Genomic DNA, 21,522 nt, shown 5'->3' on the forward strand with positions numbered 1-21,522 from the left:
GTCCTCGCTGCGGCCCCCTGACGGGCCTGTACGGGCCGACCGGGGCCGCCCTCCGGCCCGGGGCACGGCATCCCCACTCCGGGCCGCCGGACAGCGACCCGCGCGGTAATGGGCCGGGTACGCCGATGCCTCCGGTGGCGTCCTGCCCCTGCCATACCGCGACGACGGGGCCCGGCGGGGGCACGGCGATGGGGGAGCGCCGCAGGAAACGCGACGCCGAGCAAGCGGCGACGCGAGGCCAGCGAACAAGGGAAAGGCGCGACAGCGACGATGAACGGAACCACCTTCAAGACGTGTTCCTGCCGGGACGAGGCGACCGGGAAGAAACTGGGCAAGGCCTGTCCGAAGCTGCGCCGTCCGGGCGGCGGGGAGCGGTGGAGCAGCACCCATGGCCGGTGGGCCTACCAGCTGGAGTTGCCCGCGCACGCGGACGGGCGGCGGCGTAACCCGCTGCGCCGCCGGGGCTTCGCCGCCTTGGAGGAGGTCGAGGCGGAGCTGGAGCACGCCCGCGCGCTGCTGGCGCTGGATGAGGACCCGCACGTCCAGCGGAAGATCACCGAGCTGATGCTGTCCACGCTCAAGGACAGCAAGGCGCTGCCGCCGGTGGAGGAGGTGCGGCGCAAGGTCCGCACTCGCCAGGACCTCAATCCCACCGTCACGGTCGCCGAATGGATGCAAGAGTTCCTGCGACGTAAGCGGAAGATCGACGCCACCACCCGCCGCTCCTACGAGGCCCATATCCGCCTGTACTTCGTCCCGTATCTGGGCGACGTCCGGCTGGACCGACTGCGGGTGTCGGATGTCGGAGGCATGTTCGATGCGATCGAGGAGTTCAACGACGTCATCACCACCGCCCGCGCCAGCGGCGATCCCGAAGAGCGAGCCAAGGTGCGCTACCGGCGGCCGGTCGGCCCGGCCACCATGCATCGCATCCGCGCCACCCTTCGCCACGCGCTGAACATCGCGATCAAGCAGGACCGCCTGATCGACTTCAACCCTGCCGCGGTCGTCGAACTCCCCGACGCCGAACGTCCCAAGGCGCTGGTGTGGACCGACGAACGAGTCGCCGACTGGAACTGCGAACTGCAGCACCGGCTCGACGTCGAGGAGCGGCGGCGCGGGGCCCGGCTCAGCCGCGCCAGCATGATCAACGTGTACGCGTCCGTGCCGCGTCCGTCGCCGGTGATGGTCTGGACGCCTTCCCATACCTTCACCTTCCTCGCCCAGGCGGCCACCCACCGGCTATTCGCGCTCTATCGGCTGATCGCCCTGCGCGGGCTGCGCCGGGGGGAGGCGGTCGGGCTGCGCTGGAAGGACGTCGACTTGACCGCCGGGACGGCCGGGGTGCACTGGCAGATCACTCAGCTGGGCTGGGAGCCGGTGCAGGGCAGACCGAAGACCGAGGCCAGCGACCGCACCATCGCGCTGGATGCCGACACCGTCAGCGCGCTACGTGCGCACCGCAAGCGCCAGGCCGCCGAGCGGCTGGCCGCGGGCGAGGCCTGGACGGACAGTGGGTTCGTCTTCATCGACGAGATCGGCCGGCCGCTGCATCCGCAGCAGGTCAGCGACCAGTTCTACCAGCTGGCCTTCCAGGTGGGGCTGCCGCCGGTGCGGTTGCATGACCTGCGCCACGGAGCCGCCTCGCTGATGCTCGCCGCCGGGGTCGATCTGAAGGTGGTGCAGGAAACCCTCGGCCACGTTTCGTCCACCTTCACCCGCGACACCTACACCAGCGTCTACCCGGAGGTGGCCCGCGCCGCCGCGGAATCCACCGCCGCCCTCGTCAACACCGCAGCGACCAGCGCTCAGACGGCTCGGCTGATCACTCTGCCGAACCAAACCTGAGAGACCACTACCTGAACCACCGAACCCAGGCAGGCCCGCCGATTCTCCGGCGGGCCTGCCTCTTTGTCCTCAGGGGCTGTCGCACAGGTGGCGCAGCCGATCGATCTCTAGCATGCATTGGAATCGGGCCGCGAGGAGCGCTACGAGAAGCAGCGGATCTTTTGTCTGCTGGTCACCGATGGCCTGGTTATCAAGATGAGTGACCTGGCTGGCAAGACAAGCCGGTTTGGGCGAGGCTTGACCACCTGGAGTCATCGCTTACGGGCGAGGCCGTGCGGGCGTTCTGCTTGATCTTCTGATGGTCGTCTTTGAGGTCTGAGTTGACGGTGGGCGCCTAAACGATCTACCGCTGTACACGGTCCGCACACAAGAGCAACCACCGAGCAACCAGCCATGATCAACAACGAGATCGAAGGCCCACAAGAACCGAGAAACCCCAGGTAGAACGCGGTATTGGTGAGTAGGGCGGGTGGGACTTGAACCCACGACCCACGGATTATGAGTCCGATGCTCTGACCGGCTGAGCTACCGCCCCTGGATTCAGTTGTACGGCGTGTGGCGGGACACGAACGGATCATGCGACGCCCCGCGCAGGGACAAGGCTAGAGCATGAGGGCCGGTCGTGGGTCCGGGCTGGTGGGCCACGGCCGCCGGTTCGTGGCTGCCTCGCACATCATTCCATGCCGGACACGGTTAATGGAGTCCGTGGCGATCGCATTCGCGGGTGTTTCCGGGGGACCTGATGCTGGGGGAAGGGTGCGAATCGTACGGGTCATGAAATATGGGAATTTGAGATCGGCCGCCCCGGCGGATCGGTACCGTCGGGGCATGCCGGTGAAGCTGATCTACGAGACGCATGCCACCACCGTGGACAACGAGACGGGCATCGCCACCGGATGGCTGCCCGGCGAGCTGTCCGCGGCCGGGCGGGAGCAGGCCGCCGAGCTGGGGGAGCGGCGGCGCGGTGTGGACGTGGTCTACTCCTCTGACCTGCGACGCGCCGTACAGACCGCGCGGATCGCGTTCGGTGCGGCGGGTGAGATCAGGCTCGACGCGCGGCTGCGGGAGTGTGACTACGGCATCTACAACGGCCGGCCGGTGAGCGAGGTTCACGCGCTGCGGCGCAGGCACATCGACACACCGTGGCCGGGCGGGCAGAGCTACCGGCATGTGGTGGGCGAGACCGCCGCCTTCCTGGAGGACGTCGCCAAGCTGTGGCAGGGCCGTACCGTGCTGGTCATCGCGCACTCGGCGAACCTGTTCGCGTTGCGGAACCTGTTCGGCGGGATTCCGCTGGAGGAGCTGGTCGACGCCCCGTTCGACTGGCAGCCGGGCTGGGAGTACCACCTGGCGTGAGAGCCGGGGAGGCCATGCTCCCCGGCTCTCGGTTCAGGTGGTCACGGGCGGTTCAGGCCCATCGTGTACGGCCCGGAGCCGCTGTAGGCGTGCACCCGGTAGCGGTAGTAGCCGGCCGTGCCGCTGTAGCTGACCGTTTCATCCGCGTTCGGGCTGTCGCCCCTGGCCACGATGGTCCAGGAGGAGCCGTTCCACTTCTGCAGGTAGAGGTCGAAGTCCGTGCTGTCCGGCGCGTCCAGGCAGCCGGCGTGGGTGCCGGAGGTCGTCGACTGGTAGTAGGAGCCGTCCGGCTGGTAGGTGCTCTGGCCGGAGGAGAGCGAGCCGGTACGGGTGTCCTCGTAGGCCGCGCAGCCGGTGGGCGGGTCGGGGTCGCCGCCGCCACCGCTGGTGACCAGCGTCAGGCCGCCCGCCGAGATGATCTCTCCGATGGGCTGGAAGTACGTGGTCCCGCCGATGCTGCAGTTGCCGCTGCCGCCGGAGGTCATGCCCTGGGCCTGGTCGCCGGAGATGAACGAGCCGCCGGAGTCGCCGCCCTCGGCGCACACGTTGGTGCGGGTGAGGCCGGAGACCGTGCCTTCGGCGTAGTTGACGGTCGTGTTCAGCGCCGACACCGTGCCGCAGTGCCACTGGGTGGTCGAGCCGGATCGGCAGACCGAGCCGCCGGGCTGGGTGACGGTCGCCCCGCGCACGGGCAGGATACCGGCGGAGTAGCCGTTCACCACGCCGGGTGCGGTCCAGTCGGAGTTCGTCGCCACCCAGGCGTAGTCGTTGCCCGGGAACGAGGAGATCTCGAAGGTGCCCTGGGCGACGCGGTTGTAGCCCTCGGTGGCCTGGCCGTTGCGGCCGCAGTGGCCTGCCGTGGTGTAGCCGACCTGGCTGCCCCGCCTGGCCGCGAAGCCGATCGAGCAGCGGGAACCGGCCGCCGGGATGTAGTAGGCGTCGCCGCCGCGGATGTCGTAGAAGAGCTTCGGGCGTTCGGCGGACTGTTCGAGCTTGACCGAGCCGGCGTCCACGCCCGCTTCGGCGAGCCACGTCCTGGCCGCGTCGAGGTCGGAGGCGGTCACGGTCACGGTGTTGTCGGCGACCGAGACGGACCAGCTGTGCACCGTGGCGGGGGGCGCCGCCTTGTCCAGGCTCTCCTTGACGGCGGTGAGCTGCGCCAGCGTCCTCGGCACCACGCGGGCCCGGGCGCCCTCGCGGGTGATCGCGGCGCTGTCGGCGGCGTTCGTGGTGGCCACGACGAGCGCGCTCTCCGGGCCTTCGTACCAGGTGCCGGCGTAGCTGTCGCCGAGCTTCTTGCGCAGGCCCGGTGCGGCCTGGTTGCCGCGGGCCTCGTTGGCCAGGCGGGTGAGCGCCTGCTTCTCACTGATGCCGAGGTCGCGCTGGATGGCGTCGACCACGCCGGTCGGAGGCTTGGCGGCGACGGCTGGGGTGGCCGTCACGACTAACGCGCCGATCGCGATCGCGATCATGGCAGGGGTTCGGAGCATGATGTCTCCTTCGTGCTGGGGGTGCCGTCAAGGTAACGGCAGGACCAGCGGGCGAGGAGTACCAACTTGCCCCTATCGCCGTGTTATGGCGTGGTGCCGAAACCCGCGTTCCGGGCCAGCCAGTCGTGGTAGACGGGATTGCGCCGTACGGCCTCCATGTGAGTCTGTTTGGCCTGCACGAGCACCCACGCGGCGTCCAGCGCGGCCGGATGCCGGCCGAGGAGCTGCCGCCAGCGTAGCGGCGAGTTCTTCAGCGGCACCACGACCAGGCCGGGGCCGGGCTGGTGGGTGGCCTGGCAGAGCACCACCGCCCGGCCCACCTGGGCGAGGTGGATGCAGGTCGCCACGTCGATCTCGTAGATCGTGCCGGGCGTGAACCCGGCCCGCGCGCACGCCATGGCGAAGCAGTCGTTGAAGCAGCCGTCCCCCGGCGTCAGCGCCCAGTGCTCACCGGCGAGGTCCGCCAGCTCGACCTCCTTCTCCACGGCCAGCGGATGATGGGCGGCCAGCAGGACGAAGACGGGATCGAGACTGATCGTCTCCCACAGAAGCGTTCCCAGGGGGGTGCCGCTGTCGCCGCACGCGCCGGTCAGCACGTAGTCGAGGCGGCCGAGCTCCACCATGGTCGTGAGCTCGTGCGACGACCAGCTCGTGTACGTGCTCACGCTGCGCTCGGCGGCGAGCCGGTCCACCAGGCCGCCGAGGATCGGCCCGTTCGTCGCGCCGATCCGGTAGCCGGGTGAGGGGGCGTTCGCGAACCGTACCGCCTCCTCCTGAAGCTCTTTGGCCGCGGGCAGCAGCACGCGGGCCCTGGCGAGCACCAGCTCGCCGAGGCGGGTGGGCCGGGCGCCGTGGCGGTCCCGCTCGAACAGGGCGCCGCCGAGCATTCTCTCGATGCGCTTGAGCTGGGAGGTCAGAGCTGGCTGCGCTAACCCGCACAGGGAAGCGGCCTTGCTGACGCTTCCGGCGTCCGCGACCGCGCGGACGATTCTGAGGTGCCGTAGCTCGAGGTCCATAACGGGAAGGTAAAGCGGGTTAATCTCCCCGACAATGCCTATATGTCAGGAAATGTGACAGATATTGTTGACTGCCTTCGGGGTAGGGGGCACCCATGACCACGATGGGAATTGATCCGGCCCAGCTCAGCGACGAAGATCTGATCCGCGAGCTGCGGCACCTCCACGTGACCCGTACCGATACTTTCCTGCACGGTTCCGACGACGCACTGGCCACCCACACGTCCCGGACGAACGAACTGGAGAGTGAATACCTGCGCCGCAACCCCGACCGGGAGGTCGACCCGAACCGGCTGCGGGAGGGGGCGAGGGCGCGCTGATGGACCCACTCCACGACGTCCAGGCCCTGTCCGACGTCGACATCCACGTGTACGAGGCGGTCGCGGGGGAGTCGGGCGAGTACGGATGGGCCGGTTTCAGCGCCCTCGTCCGGGCTACGGGCCTGACCGAGGACGAGGTGCGGCAGAGCCTCCAGACCCTGGTCGGCCAGGGGTATGTGATGGCGGCGGAACAGGGCTACGGCCTGGGCCCGCACACCTTCGGGGTCGAGCGCTGACTCCGCAGGGTCTGCGGTTCGGCGTCGAGCGCTGACGAGACCCCTTCATGGCGCCGGCCCTCAGGGCGGCCCGGTTCCGGGGTCGAGCGCCGACAACGCGCGGAGGACGGCCGCCTGCGAGCCGGACACGCCACCGGCCCGCTGCGCGGCGGCCTCTTCCGGCGCGAACCCCGCCGCGCACCAGTCCGCCACCTCCTCCAAGGGGACGGCGCCCCACCACGCGGCCATCACCTCCACCGCCGGCGCTCCGGTTCGCGCCGCCTCCGCCGCCGCGAACCCGAGCGCCCTGAACACCCGCGCGTCCCCCTGGTCCACCCGCCGCCGCGCCCACGGCTCCGCCTCGCCGCCGTCCCACCCGGCGTCGGCGTACGCGCGCGCCACGTCGGCGGGCACCCCCGCACGCAGCAGCCGCCGCAGCGCCTCACTCCGTCCCGGATCCAGCTCAGGCTCCGGTACGGACAGCCGCGCCAGCCACGGAACCCGGTGCGGCCGCTCGCCCGCCAGATGCCTGCGCGCCGCGTCGTGCGGCGCGACCCCGAGCTCATGCCAGCGTACGGCGTCCCGGGGCGTCATCCCGGCCCGCTGCCAGGCGACGACGGAGCCGGGGGTGGCCCCGGCGGTTCCCCACAACCGGGCGTCGGCGGGCTCCGTCACCCCCGCTTCCCGCCAGGCGCCCGCCTCACCCGCCGCGAACCCGGCCCGCCGCCACCGCCGCGCCTCCCCCTGGGTGAAGCCGCCCCACGCCGCATCCGTCATGCCGCCCTCCGGACGCGTACGACACTCGCCCAGGACGGGACGCTCGCCCCTTCGCCGAACAGACAGACCACGACCGGACACCGCGGCCGCCGTTCAGGCCAGGGCGTGTGGCCGTCGGTCAGCACGATCACCAGGTCAGCCCCTGGGCCGGTGGTCCTGTCGCGGGTGGACGGTCCGGTGCTGGTAGGTGGGGTGGCGGTCCTGGAGCGGAGGGACGGTGCTTCGCCGGTGGCGGCGGCGAGGCCAGGGCGTAGGTCGGTGCCGCCTGCGCCGATCAGCCGCACCTGGGAGGCCGCTGTCACCCGCTGCACCGGGTACGCCTGCGTGTCGCAGCAGATCACGTCCAGCCGGCGGTGCCCGGCCGCTCGCAGGACGCCGCCGAGCTCGGCCAGGGCCCGGCCGAGGGCGGCGTGGGAGACACTGCCGGAGGTGTCGACCACGACCGCGATCCGGGGCACCGGCCTCACCAGGGCGGGCAGGACGATCTCCGGCACCGCGGTGGCCCGTCTCGACGGGCGGCGATAGCTGTGGTCCACCCGGCCCGCCGCCTGGGCAAGCGCCCTCCTGACCAGGGCCCCGAGCCGGGCTCGCCAGTCGACCTCTGGACGCAAGGTGTGCTCGGCCCAGCGCCGCCAGCCGCCCGGCACGTTGCCCCTGGCCTCGATCTCGGCCGCCACGGCGCGGGCCAGCAGCTCTCGTTCCAGCGCGGTCATCGCGCCCGGCCCGGTGAAGGGCGCCCGGCCGCAGGGTGCGAGGTGGTCGGGGACATCGATGAGGTCCAGCAACTCCAGGTAGCGCTCGGCCAGGAGACCTGGAGGCAGCCCGAGCGTGTCCGGGGTCACGGCGTCGGCGGGCTCGGGCCCGAGGTCGCCGAGATCGTCGTTGATCTCCGCATCAGCGGCCCGCGCCCAAGCCGACCCCTGTCCCTGCCCGCCGTCCACCGGTTCGTGGTCGGTCGTCCCGCCGGTCGCTGTCCTGTTCTTCGTCGTCTCGCTGGTCGCGGGTTCGCCGGCTGGGGGGTGGGTGGGGGCGCGGGTGTGGTGGGCTCTCAGGAGGTGGCCCACCTGGTGGATCAGCCACCAGCCCAGCTCGGGCACCGGCGTGCCGAGCACGGTGGCGGGGTCGAGGTGGACGTTCCAGTGCGCGTCTGCCGGCAGGCCGCGGAGCCCGCCGGGAGGTCCCGGGTCATGGACCAGCGGGTTGAGGGCGAACAGGGCCGAGGCGAGGTACGGCGCCCGGCTCGCCGCCCAGAGTCTGGCGGCGGCGAATCTTTCGGTGAGTTCGTCGGGGGCGGTCATGCCATCAGTCCCGCCATGCGCAGGATCGCGGCCAGCTCCAGCACCGTCACGGGCAGCACGGCGCCGGGCGGGCGGCAGGCGGCGAGCGATCGGGCGGCGCCGGCGGCCACGTCCGGGGCTCGCTGGGAAACCCGTCCGATCAGGGTCCAGGCCCGCTGCCACGGCTCCGCCCCGCCGTCCGCCGCGACGTACGCGACCACCGAACCCAGCACCGCGTGCATCCGGTCGATCCGCTCCGGGAGCGGCGCGGCCGGGTCGGTCAGGAGCGTCTCCGGATCGGGCAGGTCCAGGTCGCGGACCCAGGAGAGCAACTCGTACCCGGCGGCCTCACCCACCGCCCCCACCACCAGCTCGGCCCGCACCCGCCGCGCCGCGGTTCCCGTATCACTCGTGCAGGCCAGCGCCGTCGCCGCGAGCTCCCAGGTGCGGGGGCTGGGCCACGCGCGCGCCGGCCCATCGGGTACGGCGAGGACCAGTTCGGGCCGTACCCGCAGGAACGCCCCCACCAACGCCTTGGCCCGCCCCACCGCCCCCGCGTCGGCCTCCCACCCGGCCGCGCCGACCGGGTACGGCCGTCCGGAGGCCCACCTGCCAGAAGGTCCGGTTCCGTGGGGTTCGGGAAGATCGGTCGTGTCGGGTGGGTCGAAGCCGGTGGTGAAGCCCTCGGCCACGGAGGTGGCGGTGATCTGCCAGTCCAGGTGGATCAGGCGGTTGGCGAGCGGCGCCGACAGGTCCCAGCCGTCGGCCGCCTGTTCCGGTGGGTTGGCGGCGGCGACGATGCGCACCTGGTCGGGCAGGGTGAGGTCGCCGACGGTTCGTTCGAGCACGACCCGGAGCATCGCGGCCTGGACGGCGGGTGGGGCCGTGGTCAGTTCGTCCAGGAAGAGGATGCCGTGGCCGGAGGTGGCGAGGCGTTCCGCCCAGCGGGGTGGGGCGAACCAGGTGCGGCCGTCGCGCAGCATCGGCAGGCCGGCGAAGTCGCTGGGCTCCCTGATCGAGCCGACGACCACCTCGACGGGCAGCCCGAGCCGTCTGCCCATGGCCAGCACGGCGGAGGTCTTGCCGGTGCCCGGCGCCCCCCAGAGGATCACCGGCAGGTTGGCCGCCACAGCTGTCGATAACGCGTCCATGAAGAACCTCCTTGCGTCAACTTTGATTGACTTAGGTCAACGTAAGTTGACGCTGGTGGTGTTGTCAAACCGGCGAGATCCGCCAGTGTGGACGTGGACGCAGACGCGCGATCCCGGCTGCCTGGTCGGCCGGGATCGGCCGCGCCGACAAGGGCGGCGGCACCACGCCCAAGGCCTGCGACTGACCAGGCCGCTCACTGATGCCGCCGGGTGACCTCACGGATCCGGCGGACAGGGCCCGGCACCACGATGATGTGGTGCCGGGCCCTTCATGATGTGGTGTCGGCAAATTTCGAAAAGTACTGTCAAGGGGTGGATGTCGCAGATCTGACCCCCGCCCAGGCGCGGGAGCGCTTCCGAGGCGGCGAGCGGCGCCCCACCGCGGGCTGGTGCAGGGGATGGACGCAGGCCAACCTGATCGCGGTGCCGAAGGCGCTGGCGTACGAACTGCTGCTGTTCGCGCACCGCAACGCCCAGGCGTGCCCGCTGCTCGACGTCGGCGAGGCGGGCGCGTACCGGACCCGGCTGTTCCCCGGCGACCTGCGTACGGACCTGCCCGGCTACCGCGTCTACCGTGACGGGCGGCCGGTGGCGGACCGGAGCGAGGTGGTGGAGGAGTGGCGCGAGGACCTGGTGCCGTTCCTCATCGGCTGCAGCTTCACCTTCGAGCAGGCGCTGCTGGCCGAGGGGGTGCCGGTGCGGCATCTGGAGCAGGGCTCGAACGTGCCGATGTACGTCACCGGCGTGCCGTGCGAGCCGTCGGGGCCGCTGTCAGGGCCGCTGGTCGTGTCGATGCGGCCGGTGCCGGAGCCGCTGGTGGCCACCGCGGTCGAGGTGAGCGGCCGCTATCCGATGGTGCACGGGGCGCCGGTGCACGTGGGCGACCCGGCCGAGCTGGGGATCGGCGATCTGGCGCGGCCGGACTTCGGTGACGCGGTGGAGGTACGGGCGGGCGAGGTGCCGGTGTTCTGGGCGTGCGGGGTGACGCCGCAGGCGGCGATCATGGCCAGCGGGGTCGACTTCGCGATCGGCCACCTGCCCGGCCACATGGCGATCATCGACGCCCGTGACGACGACTATCGAGTGACATAGCGAGATATTTCCCCGTATGCGTGGAGGCGTTCGCCAGCTCGGCCGGGGTGCCTTCGAAGATCACCCGCCCGCCGTGCTGCCCCGCCTCCGGGCCCAGGTCGATCACCCAGTCGGCGTGCTTGACCACGTCCAGGTCGTGCTCCACGACGACGACCGTGTTGCCCTCGTCCACCAGCCGGTCGAGGAGCGCCAGCAGCCGGTCGACGTCGGCCATGTGCAGTCCGGTGGTCGGCTCGTCGAACACGTACACATGGCCGGTCTCGTGCAGCCGGTGCGCCAGCTTGAGCCGCTGCCTCTCCCCGCCCGACAGCGTGCTGAGCGAGCGGCCCAGGGTCAGGTGGCCGAGCCCGAGCTCGCCGAGCCTGGCCAGCCCCGGCAGGTCGTACACGCGCACGGCCTCGTCGGCCGTCATGGCGAGCACGTCCGCGATCGTCCGCCCCGCGACCGTGTGGGAGAGCGCCTCCGTGCTGTAGCGGCTGCCGCCGCAGGCGTCACAGGTGCGGGTCACCGGATCCATGAACGCCAGATCCGTCTTGATCTCCCCACGCCCCTTGCACTCCGGGCAGGCTCCCGCCGAGTTGAAGCTGAACACCTTGGCCGGCACCCCGCACGAGCGGGCGAACAGCCTGCGCAGCGGGTCCAGCGCGCCCAGGTAGGTCGCCGGGGTCGAGCGGGTGGAGGCGGCGATGGCCGACTGGTCGATGAGGATCGTGCCGGGATGCCGGGCGACCAGCTCGCGGGTCATCAGCGTGCTCTTGCCCGAGCCCGCCACCCCGGTGACCGCCGTGAGCACGCCGAGAGGCACCTCGACCGTCACGTTCTTGAGGTTGTGCCGGTCGGCTTCGGAGATCGTCAGCCTGCCCGACGGCTCGCGCGGGCTTCGCTTGAACCCGGTTGTCCGTCTGAGCATCCGGCCCGTCGGCGTGGCGCTCTCGGTCAGCTCGGCGAAGGTGCCCTCGAACACCACGCGTCCGCCCTCGGCCCCCGCGCCCGGCCCCAGGTCGACCACGTGGTCGGCGAGCGCGATCACGTCGCGGTCGTGCTCGACGACGAGCACCGTGTTGCCCTTGTCACGCAGCTCCAGCAGCAGGTCGCCGAGCCGGTGCACGTCCCGCGGGTGCAGACCGACGCTGGGCTCGTCGAAGATGTACGTCAACCCGGTGAGGCTGCTGCCCAGGTGGCGCACGGTCTTGAGGCGCTGGGCCTCGCCGCCCGACAGCGTGGGCGTCTCGCGGTCCAGGCTGAGGTAGCCGAGGCCGATCGCGTCGATCCTGCGCAGCGACTCGATCGCCGCCTCCGCCACCGGGTCGGCCAGTGCTTCGAGCACCCCGATCAGGTCGGTGACCTCCATCGCGCACAGGTCGGCCAGGTTGCGCCCGCCGATGCGCGAGGCGAGCGCCGCCGCGTTGAGCCGCCTGCCGCCGCAGGCGCCGCAGGTGCGCTCGGTCACCACCCGCCGCGCGGCCTCGTCCAGCGTGTCGAGGTCGCGGTGCAGGTGGATCCGGTTGAAGCGGGTGATCACGCCCTCGTAATCGCCCCTGTCGACCTTGAACCCGCCGCCGTGCAGCAGCAGCTCCAGCTCCGCCTCGCTGTAGTCGCGCAGCGGCTTGGCCGGGTCGAACAGGCCTGATCCGGCGTACAGCTGCCAGGCGTAGCCGCCCACGGCGAACAGCCGGACGGCCCCCTCGTCGAGCGACAGGTCGAAGTCGATCAGCTTGCCGACGTCGACCTCCACCTTCCTGCCCAGGCCGTCGCAGTCCGGGCACATGCCCTGCGGGTCGTTGAAGGAGTAGGCCGTCGCCGGGCCGGCCGACGGCTCGCCCCGGCGCGAGAACAGGACGCGCAGGATCGGATGGATCTCGGTCATGGTGCCGACCGTCGAGCGGGCGTTGCCGCCCACAGGCTTCTGGTCGACCACCACGGCGGTCGTCAGGTTGGCCAGGCGTGTGGCGCGTGGCCGCTCATGCTTGGGCAGCCGGTTGCGGATGAAGGCGCTGAACGTCTCGTTGAGCTGACGCTGTGACTCCGCCGCGATCGTGCCGAACACGATCGACGACTTGCCGGAGCCGGACACGCCGGTGAAGACCGTGAGCCGCTCCTTGGGCAGGCGCAGGGAGACGTCGCGGAGATTGTTCTGCCGCATGCCGGTGAGCACGATGTCCTGGGACATGTTCTCCTCCATAGCTATGGCTACTACCTATAGCTTAAGCTACAGAACGTGGCTGACATTTCCGACCGCAGGTCCCGCCGCCGAGCCGAGACCCTGACCGAGATCCGCGACATCGCCCTGGAGGTGATGGCCGAGGAAGGGGTGGCCGGGCTGACCCTGTCGGCCGTGGCCAGACGGCTCGGCGTCCAGCCGCCGTCGCTGTACAAGTACGTCCCGTCCCGGCACGCCCTCTACGACGTGCTGTTCAAGCTCGGCCAGGAGGGCTATCTCGTCGCCGTGCGGCAGGCCGCCGCGCCGCACGAGCCGGGGTTGGCCGCCATGGGCGCCTCCCTGGAGGCCGGCGCCCGCTGGGTGATGGCCAACCAGGTGCTGGCCCAGCTCCTGTTCTGGCGGCCGGTGCCCGGTTTCGTGCCGTCACCGGAGTCCTACGCGCCCGCCCGGGACATCCACGCCCACTTCACCGCCCTGATCCGGGCCGCCGTCCGGCGGGGCGAGCTGCACCCGGACGCCGCGAGCGAGGAGGGCCTCGACCTGGCCTCCGCTCTGATCGCCGGGCTGATCTCGCAGCAGCTCGCCAACGAGCCGGACGTCACCTACGAGCAGGGCCGCTTCACCCGCCAGGTCCCGCGCCTGCCCGCGGTGTTCGCGGCCGCATACCCGCCGCCGTGAGCTGCGCGTCCGGCGACGGCGCTCCCGGCCGGTTGTCGATCTCCAGATGGGGTACGGCGGGCGGCTCGTTCACCTTGACGGCCGTCAGATAGTCCTCGAACGCCGCCAGCTTGCCCGCGTCCCTGTCCAGCCCCCTGGCCACCAGCCGCTCCCGCAGCGTCGGGCCGTCGGAGCGGACCCACAGCAGGCGCACCGGCGGCCCGCCGAGCTCCGCCACCCAGCGCGCCCACCTGGCCGCCGAGTGGACCTGGCCGGTGAACGGGCCGTCGAGCAGCACCGGGCAGCCGTGCTCGCGGATCTGCCTGGCGGTCCTGGTCAGCCCGGCGTACTCGTGCACCTTGGCATGCTCGTCGTACCAGCGGCCCTCGCGCTCACCGTGTGGCCTGCCGTATGCCCGGAGAAGCTCGCCGACGAGGTCGCCGTACAGCGTGTCCTTGTCGAGCAGGGCCGGCACCGGGGACAGGCGCGCGAGCAGCGCGGCCGCCACCGTGGACTTGCCCGCCCCCGGCGGACCGCTGACCACCCAGACCACGCCCTGCCCGCTCACCCGATCAGTGTGCCGTACGCGGATTCGCGTACGCGCACGCCGCCGCTGAGCGGACGACCGGGAGGCGGTACGCGGCCAGACTCCTGCACATGCTGACCATGCTCACCGGGGCGTTCCGGGTGCCGGAGCTCCGCAAGAAGGTGCTGTTCACCCTCGGGTTGCTCGCGCTGTTCAGGCTCGGGCAGGTGCTGCCGTCGCCGGGGGTGGACGTGGTGGCGGTGCGCGAGTGCGTGGGGTCGGCGCGCGGCGGGCTGTTCGACATGGTGCAGCTGCTCAGCGGGGGCGCGATGCTGCGGCTGTCGGTGTTCGCGCTGGGCGTCATGCCGTACATCACCGCCAGCATCGTCATGCAGCTGGCCGCGGTCATGGTGCCTAAGCTGGAGGCGCTGCGGAAGGAGGGCCAGGCGGGGCAGGCGCGGATCACGCAGTACACGCGCTACCTGACCGTGGCGCTGGCCGTGCTGAACGCCACCACGATCGTCGCCCTGGCACGTGCCGGGCAACTGCTGCCCGGGTGCCCCCGGCCGCTGCTGCACGACCCGAGCCTGCCGGCCGTGACCGTGCTGGTGCTGACCATGGTGGCGGGCACCTGCGTGGTCATGTGGATCGGCGAGCTCATCACCGACCGCGGGATCGGCAACGGGATGTCGCTGCTGATGTTCACCCAGGTCGTGGCCGTCTTCCCGTCCTACATGGCGACCATGTTCGTGCTGAGCCCGTTCGCCTTCGTGGTCATCCTGGTGTCGGGGGTGTTCCTGGTCGCGGCCGTGGTGTTCGTGGAGCAGGCGCAGCGGCGGGTGCCCGTGCAGTACGCCAAGCGGCTGGTCGGGCGCCGGACGTACGGCGGCAGCAGCACCTACATCCCGCTCAAGGTCAACCAGGCGGGCATCGTGCCGGTCATCTTCGCCACGTCTCTGCTCTACCTGCCCACCCTTGCCATGCCGTTGCTGGGGCCCATGCTGGGGGAGGAGACAGGCGGGTGGATCGCGCGCACGCTGACGTCCGGCTCCCACCCGCTCTACATGGCGGTGTACGTCCTGCTCATCGTCGCGTTCGCGTACTTCTACGTGTCCATCACGGTCAATCCCGTCGAGGTGGCCGACAACATCAGGCGGTACGGGGGGTTCGTGCCGGGGGTGCGGCCGGGCAGGCCGACCGCGGAGTATCTCGCGTACATCCTGTCGCGGCTCACCGCGCCGGGGGCGTTCTACCTGGCGGCGCTGGCGCTGGTGCCGCTGGTGGCCTTCGCGATACTCAAAGATCCCGGTACGCAGCAGAACTTCCCGTTCGGCGGCACCAGCGTGCTGATCATGGTGGGTGTGGGGCTGGACACCGTCAAGCAGATCGAGGCCCAGGTGCAGCAGCGCACCTACGAGGGCTTCCTCAGGTCCTAGACGGCGAGCCCGGCCCGCATCGCGAACACCACGAGCTGCGCCCGGTCCCGGGCGCCCAGTTTGACCATGGCCCGGCTGACGTGCGTGCGGACGGTGTCCGGGCTGATCACCAGCTCCTTGGCGATCTCCTCGTTGGACCTGCCGGTGGCGACCCAGGCGACCAGCTCACGCTCGCGCGGCGTCAGCGTCTCCAGGCCCCGCACCGGCTCCGCGCCGTGCCGGCCGAACAGGCCGATGACCTTACGCGTGATCGCCGGAGACAACAGCGCCTCGCCCGCCGCCACCACCCGCACCGCGTTGACCAGCTCCTCCGGGGCGCTGTCCTTCAGCAGGAACCCGCTCGCGCCCGCCTGGAGCGCGGCGAAGACGTACTCGTCCACGGCGAACGTGGTGACCACCACGATCCTGGTGGCGCTCAGCTCGGCGTCGGCCGCGATCGCGCGCAGCGTGGCCAGGCCGTCCATGCCGGGCATCCGGATGTCCAGCAGCAGCACGTCCGGTCGGGCGCGGCGGAGCAGCGCGAGCGCGCCCGCCCCGTCGGCGGCCTCGCCCACGTGCCGCAGATCGGGCTCCCGCTCCAGCAGCGCCTTGAGCCCCATCCGCACCACCGCCTGATCGTCGGCCACGGCAACGGTGATCACCCGTCCCCCTGCGGGGTGCGGGGAGTGGGGTGGGGGGCGGTGATCATGTGGGGTCCTGGGGGAAGCGGGCCACGACCTGGAAGCCGCCGCCCTCGCGTGGGCCTGCCGCGAACAGGCCTCCCGCGCCGGTCACCCCGGCGCGCATGCCGGTGAGCCCGCGCCCGTCGGCGGCGCCCGACCAGCCCACGCCCCGGTCGGCGACCTCCAGCACGAACTCGCACGGGTCGTTGGCCACCCGTACCAGCGCCCTGGTCGGACCGGCGTGCCGCAGCACGTTGGTCAGCGACTCGCGCACCACTCGGTAGACGGTGCCCCGCAGGTGGGCGGGGACGACCGGGCTCGCCGGCTCCACGTCCACGGGCAGCCCGGCCGCCCGCACCCCCGCGATGAGGCCGGACAGATCCTCGACCGCACCGGGAGCCGGGTCCTTCGGGTCGCCCGGGTCGCCCGCCCCACGCTGGTCGCTTAGGTGACGTGGGTCGGTTGGGGCTCGCGGGTCGGCTGGGTCGTGCGGATCCAGGCGGTCGAGTGCCGCGCGTAGCTGGGTGAGTGTGGTGAGGCTGGTCTGCCGGATGGCCTGCAGCGACTCGCGGGCCTGCTCGGGATCGTCGTCGAGCGCGACCAGGGCGAGGCCGGCCTGCATGGCGATGGCCGCCAGCCCGTGGCCCGCCGCGTCATGCACCTCACCCGCGAGCCGAGCCCGCACGTCCGCACCGACCTCTGCGAGCGGGACCTGGGCGCTCTGCCCGATGCCGGAGGGGTCAGTTCGGGTGCCCGGCTCGATACCCGTGGGCCTGACCTGGGTGTCCTGATCGTCGGCTGGGCTGGTTCGGGTTTGCTGGTCAGATCCGGCCGACACGGTGAGGCGTTGTGCCTCCGGGGCCGGGATGCCCCAGGCCTTGGCCGGTGTCGCATCCGCGAGCGGGTGGCGTACGGACTGCGGGTGGCGTACGGACTCCTCGGCGCTGCGGGCGGGCGGCGGGACGGCGTCGGCGGCGGCCGCGGCGGCGGCGCGGGCCTGGGCCAGGCCGCTGAACGACCACGGGACGGCGAGCCAGCCGGCCCATGCCAGCATGACGACGACCGGGACGTCACCCAGCCGCGTCAGGCGGGACAGCGCCCTTCTGCGGTCTCGCCCGCGCGTGTGCTGCGTTTCCATACCTCACCCGGCCAGGATCATGTGGTTCGATCCTAGCCAGTCCCGGGCGCGGCGATGGGGGTCAGGCGGTTCCGGAGGTCAGCCAGCGCAGGGGGTTGTCGTGGGTGACGGTGCGCAGTGTGCTCTCCTCGACGCCGGCCTCGCGCAGCTGGGGCAGCACCTCCCGGAACAGGTGCGCGTAGCCGGGCCCGTCGTACTTGCGCACCTGCGACACCCGGCTCAGCCCGGTGCTGAGCAGCAGCCGGTCGGCGTACCCCTCCTCGATCAGGTTCAGGGCCACCGCGGTCGTCCGCTCCAGGCCGGCCGCGAGCGCGCCCACGCTCACGTACGAGCCCGCCTCGGCGATCTTGCGGGCCACGGCCGGGTCGGCGCCCGCGTACCCCACGGCCACCCGCGAGCCCGGCAGCCCCTGCGCCAGCAGGATCTCCAGCTGGCCGAGAGCGTCCTGGCCGTAGGTGGCGACGGACAGCCGGGAGGCGAGCGAGGCGCGGGCGGCGGCGACCAGGGCGCGCTCCTCGGCGGGTGTGGCCCGGTCGCCCCAGCACCCGACCTCGCCGATCACGCCGGGGAAGACGCCGCTGCCCTCCATCCCGTCGGATATGTCGGCCATCAGCAGGCCGGTGAGCGTGTCCACGTCCTGGTCGCGTACGTTGTTGAACGGCTCGGTGAACAGGCCGGTGGCGGCGATCACCGGCACCCGGCCGCCCGAGGCGACGCGGGCCAGGCAGGTGGCGTCGCGGCCCATGCCGATGCAGGTCAGGTCCACGATCAGGCCGAGCTCGTCGGACTGGCGCAGCTCGCGGAGCTCGGCGGTGACGGTCTGCTCCTCGTCCAGCCAGCGGTAGGGGTCGGAGTCGATCCCGGCGGCCCAGCGCATGTCGGTGCGCAGGTGCTCGTGGGGGAGTACGGGACCGCTGACGGTGGCCGCGCGGATGGGGCCGGTTACGGTGCGAAGCATGACCTCGGGCATAGCAAACGATATCCGACATAAGTCGGAACTTGCCTGATCAAGTGGGATATTTTACTCTCTTGGCGTTTATTGGACGTGTGCGCCGAAGTCCGCGTTTGGACATCCTCTCCAAATGCCCGACCCTTATCCTGGGGAACACACCGACTGTCCGGGGGGACCGTGCCCACGCATAAACCAGAGACCGGCGACGCCGACCTCGTCAAGGAAGAGGCGGCCGACCGCTCCGGCATGCCCGCACGTCGCTCCGGGCTCCATGGCAGGCTCGACGGCATCAGATCGACGCGTGCCGGCGCGCTCACCCTGAAGATCGTCATCGGCGTGATCGGCGGGCTCATGGTCGGGGGCGGCCTGGTCATGGTGCCGTTTCCGGGGCCGGGCTGGCTGATCGTGTTCGCCGGGCTGGCGGTGCTGGCCACCGAGTTCCACTGGGCGCACAAGGCCCTGGAGTTCGGCAAGCGCACGCTGCACGCCTGGACCGAGTGGTACAAGCGGCAGGGCTGGACGGTCCGCATCGTCGTGGCCGTGGTGACCGTGATCGCGGCCACGGCCATCGTCTACTTCGGGCTGCGCACCCTCGGTGTGGACGTGATCCAGATAGCGCGGCAGTTAGTCCTCAGGTAGCCGCCGGCCTACAGGTAGAGGCCGGTGCCGTGGTCGGTCGACTGGGTGGCGACCGCGTGCAGATCTCGCTCGCGCATCACCAGATAGACCTGCGCGTGCAGCTCCACTTCGTACTGCTCCTCGGGGTTGAGCAGCACCTTGTCGCCGACCTTGACCGAGCGCACGTTCGAGCCGACGCCGCAGATCTCGCCCCACGCCAGGCGGTTGGCCATCTTGACCGTCGCGGGAATGACGATCCCGGAGCCACTGCGCCGCTCCTCGGCCGCCTGCTCCAGCCGGATCATGACCCGGTCGTGCAGCATCTGAATCTCGAACTTGGGTGGTTCCACAGGCTCAAGTTTACGTACACCGCGCCCCCACCACTCCCGTACGCCTCGGCGCTCACGAGCGGCGGGACCGCCCCCGAGCCCGTCCTGCGACGCGGACCTGGGTCACGGCAGGCCGAGCACCGCGAACACCGGGCGGTGATCGGTGCCCCGCAGCGGGTGCACGTCGAACGTCAGCACCGCCATGCTCTCGTCGGCCAGCACGTGATCGATGGCGACGCCGGGCAGCCAGCCGCCCTGTGGCCAGGTGGCCGTGAGGCCGTGCCCGGTCACGTCGGCGGCGTCGCGATAGCCGGTGGCGAGCAGGTCACGCACCAGCAGGTGGTCGAGCGTCGCGTTGAAATCGCCCGCCAGCACCCGTAGCGGCCCGTTCGCGTCCGCGTCGGGCAGCGCCTTCAGGCCCGATCTCCAGCACGGCTGCCTGGCATACAGCCGCAGCGCGCACGGGTGCACCGACACGACCTCCACGCGGGTCCCCGACGGGTGCGTGAGCACGGCCTTGACCTGGCGGAACCCGCCGTGCTCGATCACCTCGCCGCCGGTGAGCGGGTGCCGGGCGTACACGGCCGAGCCGCCCGCCCCCCGCTTGGGGCGCGTCACCGCGTGCGGCAGCGCCTCTCGCAGGCCCGCCGCGTCGAGGCGGGCCTGGGCGGCGGGGGTCAGCTCCTGCAGCGCCAGCACGTCCGGCCGCAGCCGCTCGACCAGCGCCATCAGCGCCACCTCGTCGGCGGAGCCCACCAGCAGGTTGGCCGCCAGCACCCGGAGCGTCTCCCCGCTCGCCCCTTCCGGCTCGGTGGCGGCGGCTCGGGGCAGCACGGTGCACGCCAGCACCACCGTGGTGGCGAGCGCCACCACGGCCGCGGCCCGCTGTCTCAGCGCGGCCGCCAGCAGCAGCCCGACCCCCGCCACGACCGCCGCGTACGGCGTGTACGCCACCAGCGGCGTCCACGGCCACACCGGCTCGTACCCCGAGACCCGCAGCACCGCCCACCCCGCGAACGGTGTCACCGCCACCCAGACCAGCACCTTCGGCCAAACCCGCATACGCACCTCCGACCTGTATCGCCACAACGACCCCTCCGGGTTCACACCACCCGGAATGGCCGGGGTCGCACCGTCCCCCTTCGGGGTTCACACCACCTCGAATCGCTGGGGTCGCACCGTCCCCCTTCGGGGTTCACACCACCTCGAATCGCGGGGGTCGGGTCATGAGAAGGTGTGGCCATGCGTGACGCCGAGACCAGGGTCCTCAACGCCATCGACGAGGCCGAGACCGAAGAACTGCTGGCCGAGACCGTCCGGGTGCCGAGCATCACGGGCAGCGACGCCGAGTCCGAGTTGCAGCACCACCTGGCCCGCCTGCTCACCGAGGCGGGCCTGGACGTGGACGTATGGAAGCTCGACCTTGAGGACCTCAGACGGCGCGAGGGCTTCCCCGGCGGCGAGGCCCCGCGTGTGGAGGGCTACGGCGTGGTGGGCGTGACCGGCGGGGAGGGCGTTCCGGCGCTGGCGTTGCAGGGGCACGTCGACGTGGTGCCGACGGGCGACCTGGCCAAGTGGGAGGGCAGCGACCCGTTCGCCGCGCGCGTCTCCGGCGGCGTCCTGCACGGCAGGGGCGCGTGCGACATGAAGGCGGGGCTGGCCGCCAACCTGGCGGTGGTGCGCGCGATCAGGCGGGCGGGCGTCAAGCTGGCCAGGCCGCTGGCCGTGCACTGCGTGGTCAGCGAGGAGGACGGCGGGCTGGGCGCGTTCGGCACGCTGGCCAGGGGGCACACCGCCGAGGCGGCCGTCATCACCGAGCCGACCAGCGGCGCCGTCGTCACCGCGAACGCGGGCGCGCTGACGTTCCGGCTGGAGATCGCCGGGCGGGCCGCGCACGGCGGCGCCCGCCTGGAGGGGGTGAACGCCGTCGAGGTGTTCTGGCCGGTGTTCGAGGCGATCAGGTGCCTGGAGGCGGAGCGCAATCGCGACGTCCCCGCGATCTTCGGCGGCATCCCGTTGCCGTACCCGATCGAGGTCGGCACGGTCCGGGCCGGCGACTGGGCGAGCACGGTGCCGGACCTGCTGGTCGCCGAAGGCCGCCTGGGGGTGCGGCTGGACGAGGACCCGGCCGAGGCGCGGACGGCGTTCGAGGAGGCGGTGCTGACGCCGGCGCACCCGTGGCTGCGCGAGCACCCGCCCGTGGTGACGTGGCCGGGCGGGCAGTTCGCCAGCGGGCGGTTGCCGGCCGGGCATGCCCTGCTGAGTGAGGTCAGGACGGCCGTGGCGGACGCCGGTGGCGCCGCGCCCGCCGAGGCGGCCGCGCCGTACGGAAGCGATCTGCGGCTCTACGCGGCGGGCGGGATCCCGACGCTGCACTACGGGCCGGGCGACGTACGCTACGCGCACGCGCCGCGTGAGCAGGTGGAGTTGCGCGAGGTGCGTGAGGTGACGCGCGCCCTGGCGCTCCTGGCGGTGCGCCGCTGCGGGGCTTACTGACCAAT

21 protein-coding genes and 1 tRNA gene are annotated in these 21,522 nt (G+C 71.8%); 9 read left to right on the forward strand and 13 right to left on the reverse strand.

The features are described 5' to 3' along the window. Nucleotides 1-270 precede the first annotated feature (270 nt). Complete coding sequence (locus ACTMTF_RS00345; protein WP_441108684.1) at nucleotides 271-1,848, forward strand: site-specific integrase; 1,578 nt, start codon at nucleotides 271-273, stop codon at nucleotides 1,846-1,848. Nucleotides 1,849-2,309: 461 nt separating this feature from the next. Here ACTMTF_RS00345 and ACTMTF_RS00350 read toward each other — a convergent pair. Beyond that, nucleotides 2,310-2,383, reverse strand: a tRNA-Ile gene (locus ACTMTF_RS00350). A 293-nt stretch (nucleotides 2,384-2,676) separates the two neighbouring features. Between ACTMTF_RS00350 and ACTMTF_RS00355 the strand changes: the two genes are divergently transcribed. Further along, a complete protein-coding gene (locus ACTMTF_RS00355; protein WP_397001484.1) occupies nucleotides 2,677-3,204 on the forward strand; it encodes a histidine phosphatase family protein in 528 nt (175 codons plus the stop codon). Between the two features lie 41 nt (nucleotides 3,205-3,245). On the opposite strand, the gene ACTMTF_RS00360 is transcribed toward ACTMTF_RS00355, so the two are convergent. Next, nucleotides 3,246-4,694, reverse strand: a complete 1,449-nt coding sequence (locus ACTMTF_RS00360) for a S1 family peptidase (protein ID WP_441108685.1) — start codon at nucleotides 4,692-4,694, stop codon at nucleotides 3,246-3,248. An 83-nt stretch (nucleotides 4,695-4,777) separates the two neighbouring features. After that, nucleotides 4,778-5,710 (reverse strand): LysR family transcriptional regulator, encoded by a 933-nt coding sequence (locus ACTMTF_RS00365; RefSeq protein ID WP_441108686.1) that lies wholly within the window; start codon nucleotides 5,708-5,710, stop codon nucleotides 4,778-4,780. A gap of 95 nt (nucleotides 5,711-5,805) precedes the next feature. Between ACTMTF_RS00365 and ACTMTF_RS00370 the strand changes: the two genes are divergently transcribed. Next, on the forward strand, nucleotides 5,806-6,030 hold the full coding sequence (locus ACTMTF_RS00370; protein ID WP_441108687.1) for a DUF6158 family protein: 225 nt from the start codon (nucleotides 5,806-5,808) through the stop codon (nucleotides 6,028-6,030). Beyond that, nucleotides 6,030-6,266 carry a hypothetical protein gene (locus ACTMTF_RS00375; RefSeq protein WP_441108688.1) on the forward strand — a complete coding sequence of 79 codons (237 nt, stop codon included), beginning with the start codon at nucleotides 6,030-6,032 and terminating at the stop codon, nucleotides 6,264-6,266. The genes ACTMTF_RS00370 and ACTMTF_RS00375 overlap by 1 nt, the downstream gene beginning before the upstream one ends. A 60-nt stretch (nucleotides 6,267-6,326) precedes the next feature. Here ACTMTF_RS00375 and ACTMTF_RS00380 read toward each other — a convergent pair whose 3' ends face one another. The 3 genes from ACTMTF_RS00380 to ACTMTF_RS00390 are packed head-to-tail and all read right to left on the reverse strand — an operon-like array spanning nucleotide 6,327 to nucleotide 9,450. Further along, nucleotides 6,327-7,022, reverse strand: a complete 696-nt coding sequence (locus ACTMTF_RS00380) for a hypothetical protein (RefSeq protein WP_441108689.1) — start codon at nucleotides 7,020-7,022, stop codon at nucleotides 6,327-6,329. Continuing rightward, nucleotides 7,019-8,320 carry a vWA domain-containing protein gene (locus ACTMTF_RS00385; RefSeq protein ID WP_441108690.1) on the reverse strand — a complete coding sequence of 434 codons (1,302 nt, stop codon included), beginning with the start codon at nucleotides 8,318-8,320 and terminating at the stop codon, nucleotides 7,019-7,021. The genes ACTMTF_RS00380 and ACTMTF_RS00385 overlap by 4 nt, the downstream gene beginning before the upstream one ends. Further along, complete coding sequence (locus tag ACTMTF_RS00390) at nucleotides 8,317-9,450, reverse strand: AAA family ATPase (protein ID WP_441108691.1); 1,134 nt, start codon at nucleotides 9,448-9,450, stop codon at nucleotides 8,317-8,319. The genes ACTMTF_RS00385 and ACTMTF_RS00390 overlap by 4 nt, the downstream gene beginning before the upstream one ends. 312 nt (nucleotides 9,451-9,762) lie before the next feature. On the opposite strand from ACTMTF_RS00390, the gene ACTMTF_RS00395 reads away from it, so the two are divergent. Then, the gene (locus ACTMTF_RS00395; RefSeq protein ID WP_441108692.1) at nucleotides 9,763-10,542 is read left to right on the forward strand and encodes a putative hydro-lyase; all 780 of its coding nucleotides are present in this window, start codon (nucleotides 9,763-9,765) and stop codon (nucleotides 10,540-10,542) included. Here the strand turns inward: ACTMTF_RS00395 and ACTMTF_RS00400 are convergent. After that, on the reverse strand, nucleotides 10,505-12,712 hold the full coding sequence (locus ACTMTF_RS00400) for an ATP-binding cassette domain-containing protein (protein ID WP_441108693.1): 2,208 nt from the start codon (nucleotides 12,710-12,712) through the stop codon (nucleotides 10,505-10,507). The two genes, ACTMTF_RS00395 and ACTMTF_RS00400, sit on opposite strands and share 38 nt — an antisense overlap. Before the next feature lie 48 nt (nucleotides 12,713-12,760). On the opposite strand from ACTMTF_RS00400, the gene ACTMTF_RS00405 reads away from it, so the two are divergent. Beyond that, nucleotides 12,761-13,381, forward strand: a complete 621-nt coding sequence (locus ACTMTF_RS00405) for a TetR/AcrR family transcriptional regulator (RefSeq protein ID WP_441108694.1) — start codon at nucleotides 12,761-12,763, stop codon at nucleotides 13,379-13,381. On the opposite strand, the gene ACTMTF_RS00410 is transcribed toward ACTMTF_RS00405, so the two are convergent. Continuing rightward, on the reverse strand, nucleotides 13,323-13,928 hold the full coding sequence (locus ACTMTF_RS00410; RefSeq protein ID WP_441108695.1) for an AAA family ATPase: 606 nt from the start codon (nucleotides 13,926-13,928) through the stop codon (nucleotides 13,323-13,325). The two genes, ACTMTF_RS00405 and ACTMTF_RS00410, sit on opposite strands and share 59 nt — an antisense overlap. An 89-nt stretch (nucleotides 13,929-14,017) precedes the next feature. Between ACTMTF_RS00410 and secY the strand changes: the two genes are divergently transcribed. Then, a complete protein-coding gene (secY, locus tag ACTMTF_RS00415) occupies nucleotides 14,018-15,322 on the forward strand; it encodes a preprotein translocase subunit SecY (protein WP_441108696.1) in 1,305 nt (434 codons plus the stop codon). On the opposite strand, the gene ACTMTF_RS00420 is transcribed toward secY, so the two are convergent. From ACTMTF_RS00420 to ACTMTF_RS00430, 3 genes are all read right to left on the reverse strand, one after another. Next, a complete protein-coding gene (locus tag ACTMTF_RS00420; protein ID WP_441108697.1) occupies nucleotides 15,319-15,963 on the reverse strand; it encodes a response regulator in 645 nt (214 codons plus the stop codon). The two genes, secY and ACTMTF_RS00420, sit on opposite strands and share 4 nt — an antisense overlap. A 43-nt stretch (nucleotides 15,964-16,006) precedes the next feature. Further along, nucleotides 16,007-17,122: a histidine kinase gene (locus ACTMTF_RS00425; RefSeq protein WP_441108698.1), complete on the reverse strand. Its 1,116-nt coding sequence runs from the start codon at nucleotides 17,120-17,122 to the stop codon at nucleotides 16,007-16,009. Nucleotides 17,123-17,183: 61 nt separating this feature from the next. Next, on the reverse strand, nucleotides 17,184-18,080 hold the full coding sequence (locus tag ACTMTF_RS00430; RefSeq protein WP_441108699.1) for an aryldialkylphosphatase: 897 nt from the start codon (nucleotides 18,078-18,080) through the stop codon (nucleotides 17,184-17,186). A gap of 171 nt (nucleotides 18,081-18,251) precedes the next feature. On the opposite strand from ACTMTF_RS00430, the gene ACTMTF_RS00435 reads away from it, so the two are divergent. Then, a complete protein-coding gene (locus tag ACTMTF_RS00435; RefSeq protein WP_397001454.1) occupies nucleotides 18,252-18,713 on the forward strand; it encodes a TIGR02611 family protein in 462 nt (153 codons plus the stop codon). A gap of 8 nt (nucleotides 18,714-18,721) precedes the next feature. Here the strand turns inward: ACTMTF_RS00435 and ACTMTF_RS00440 are convergent, their stop codons facing one another. Continuing rightward, nucleotides 18,722-19,042 carry a GroES family chaperonin gene (locus ACTMTF_RS00440; protein WP_397001452.1) on the reverse strand — a complete coding sequence of 107 codons (321 nt, stop codon included), beginning with the start codon at nucleotides 19,040-19,042 and terminating at the stop codon, nucleotides 18,722-18,724. Nucleotides 19,043-19,144: 102 nt separating this feature from the next. Then, on the reverse strand, nucleotides 19,145-20,083 hold the full coding sequence (locus ACTMTF_RS00445) for an endonuclease/exonuclease/phosphatase family protein (protein WP_441108700.1): 939 nt from the start codon (nucleotides 20,081-20,083) through the stop codon (nucleotides 19,145-19,147). 180 nt (nucleotides 20,084-20,263) lie between these two features. Between ACTMTF_RS00445 and ACTMTF_RS00450 the strand changes: the two genes are divergently transcribed. Continuing rightward, nucleotides 20,264-21,517 (forward strand): ArgE/DapE family deacylase, encoded by a 1,254-nt coding sequence (locus tag ACTMTF_RS00450; RefSeq protein WP_441108701.1) that lies wholly within the window; start codon nucleotides 20,264-20,266, stop codon nucleotides 21,515-21,517. Nucleotides 21,518-21,522 lie beyond the last annotated feature (5 nt).

Source organism: Nonomuraea sp. ZG12 (assembly GCF_052068115.1).
Classification (GTDB): domain Bacteria; phylum Actinomycetota; class Actinomycetes; order Streptosporangiales; family Streptosporangiaceae; genus Nonomuraea.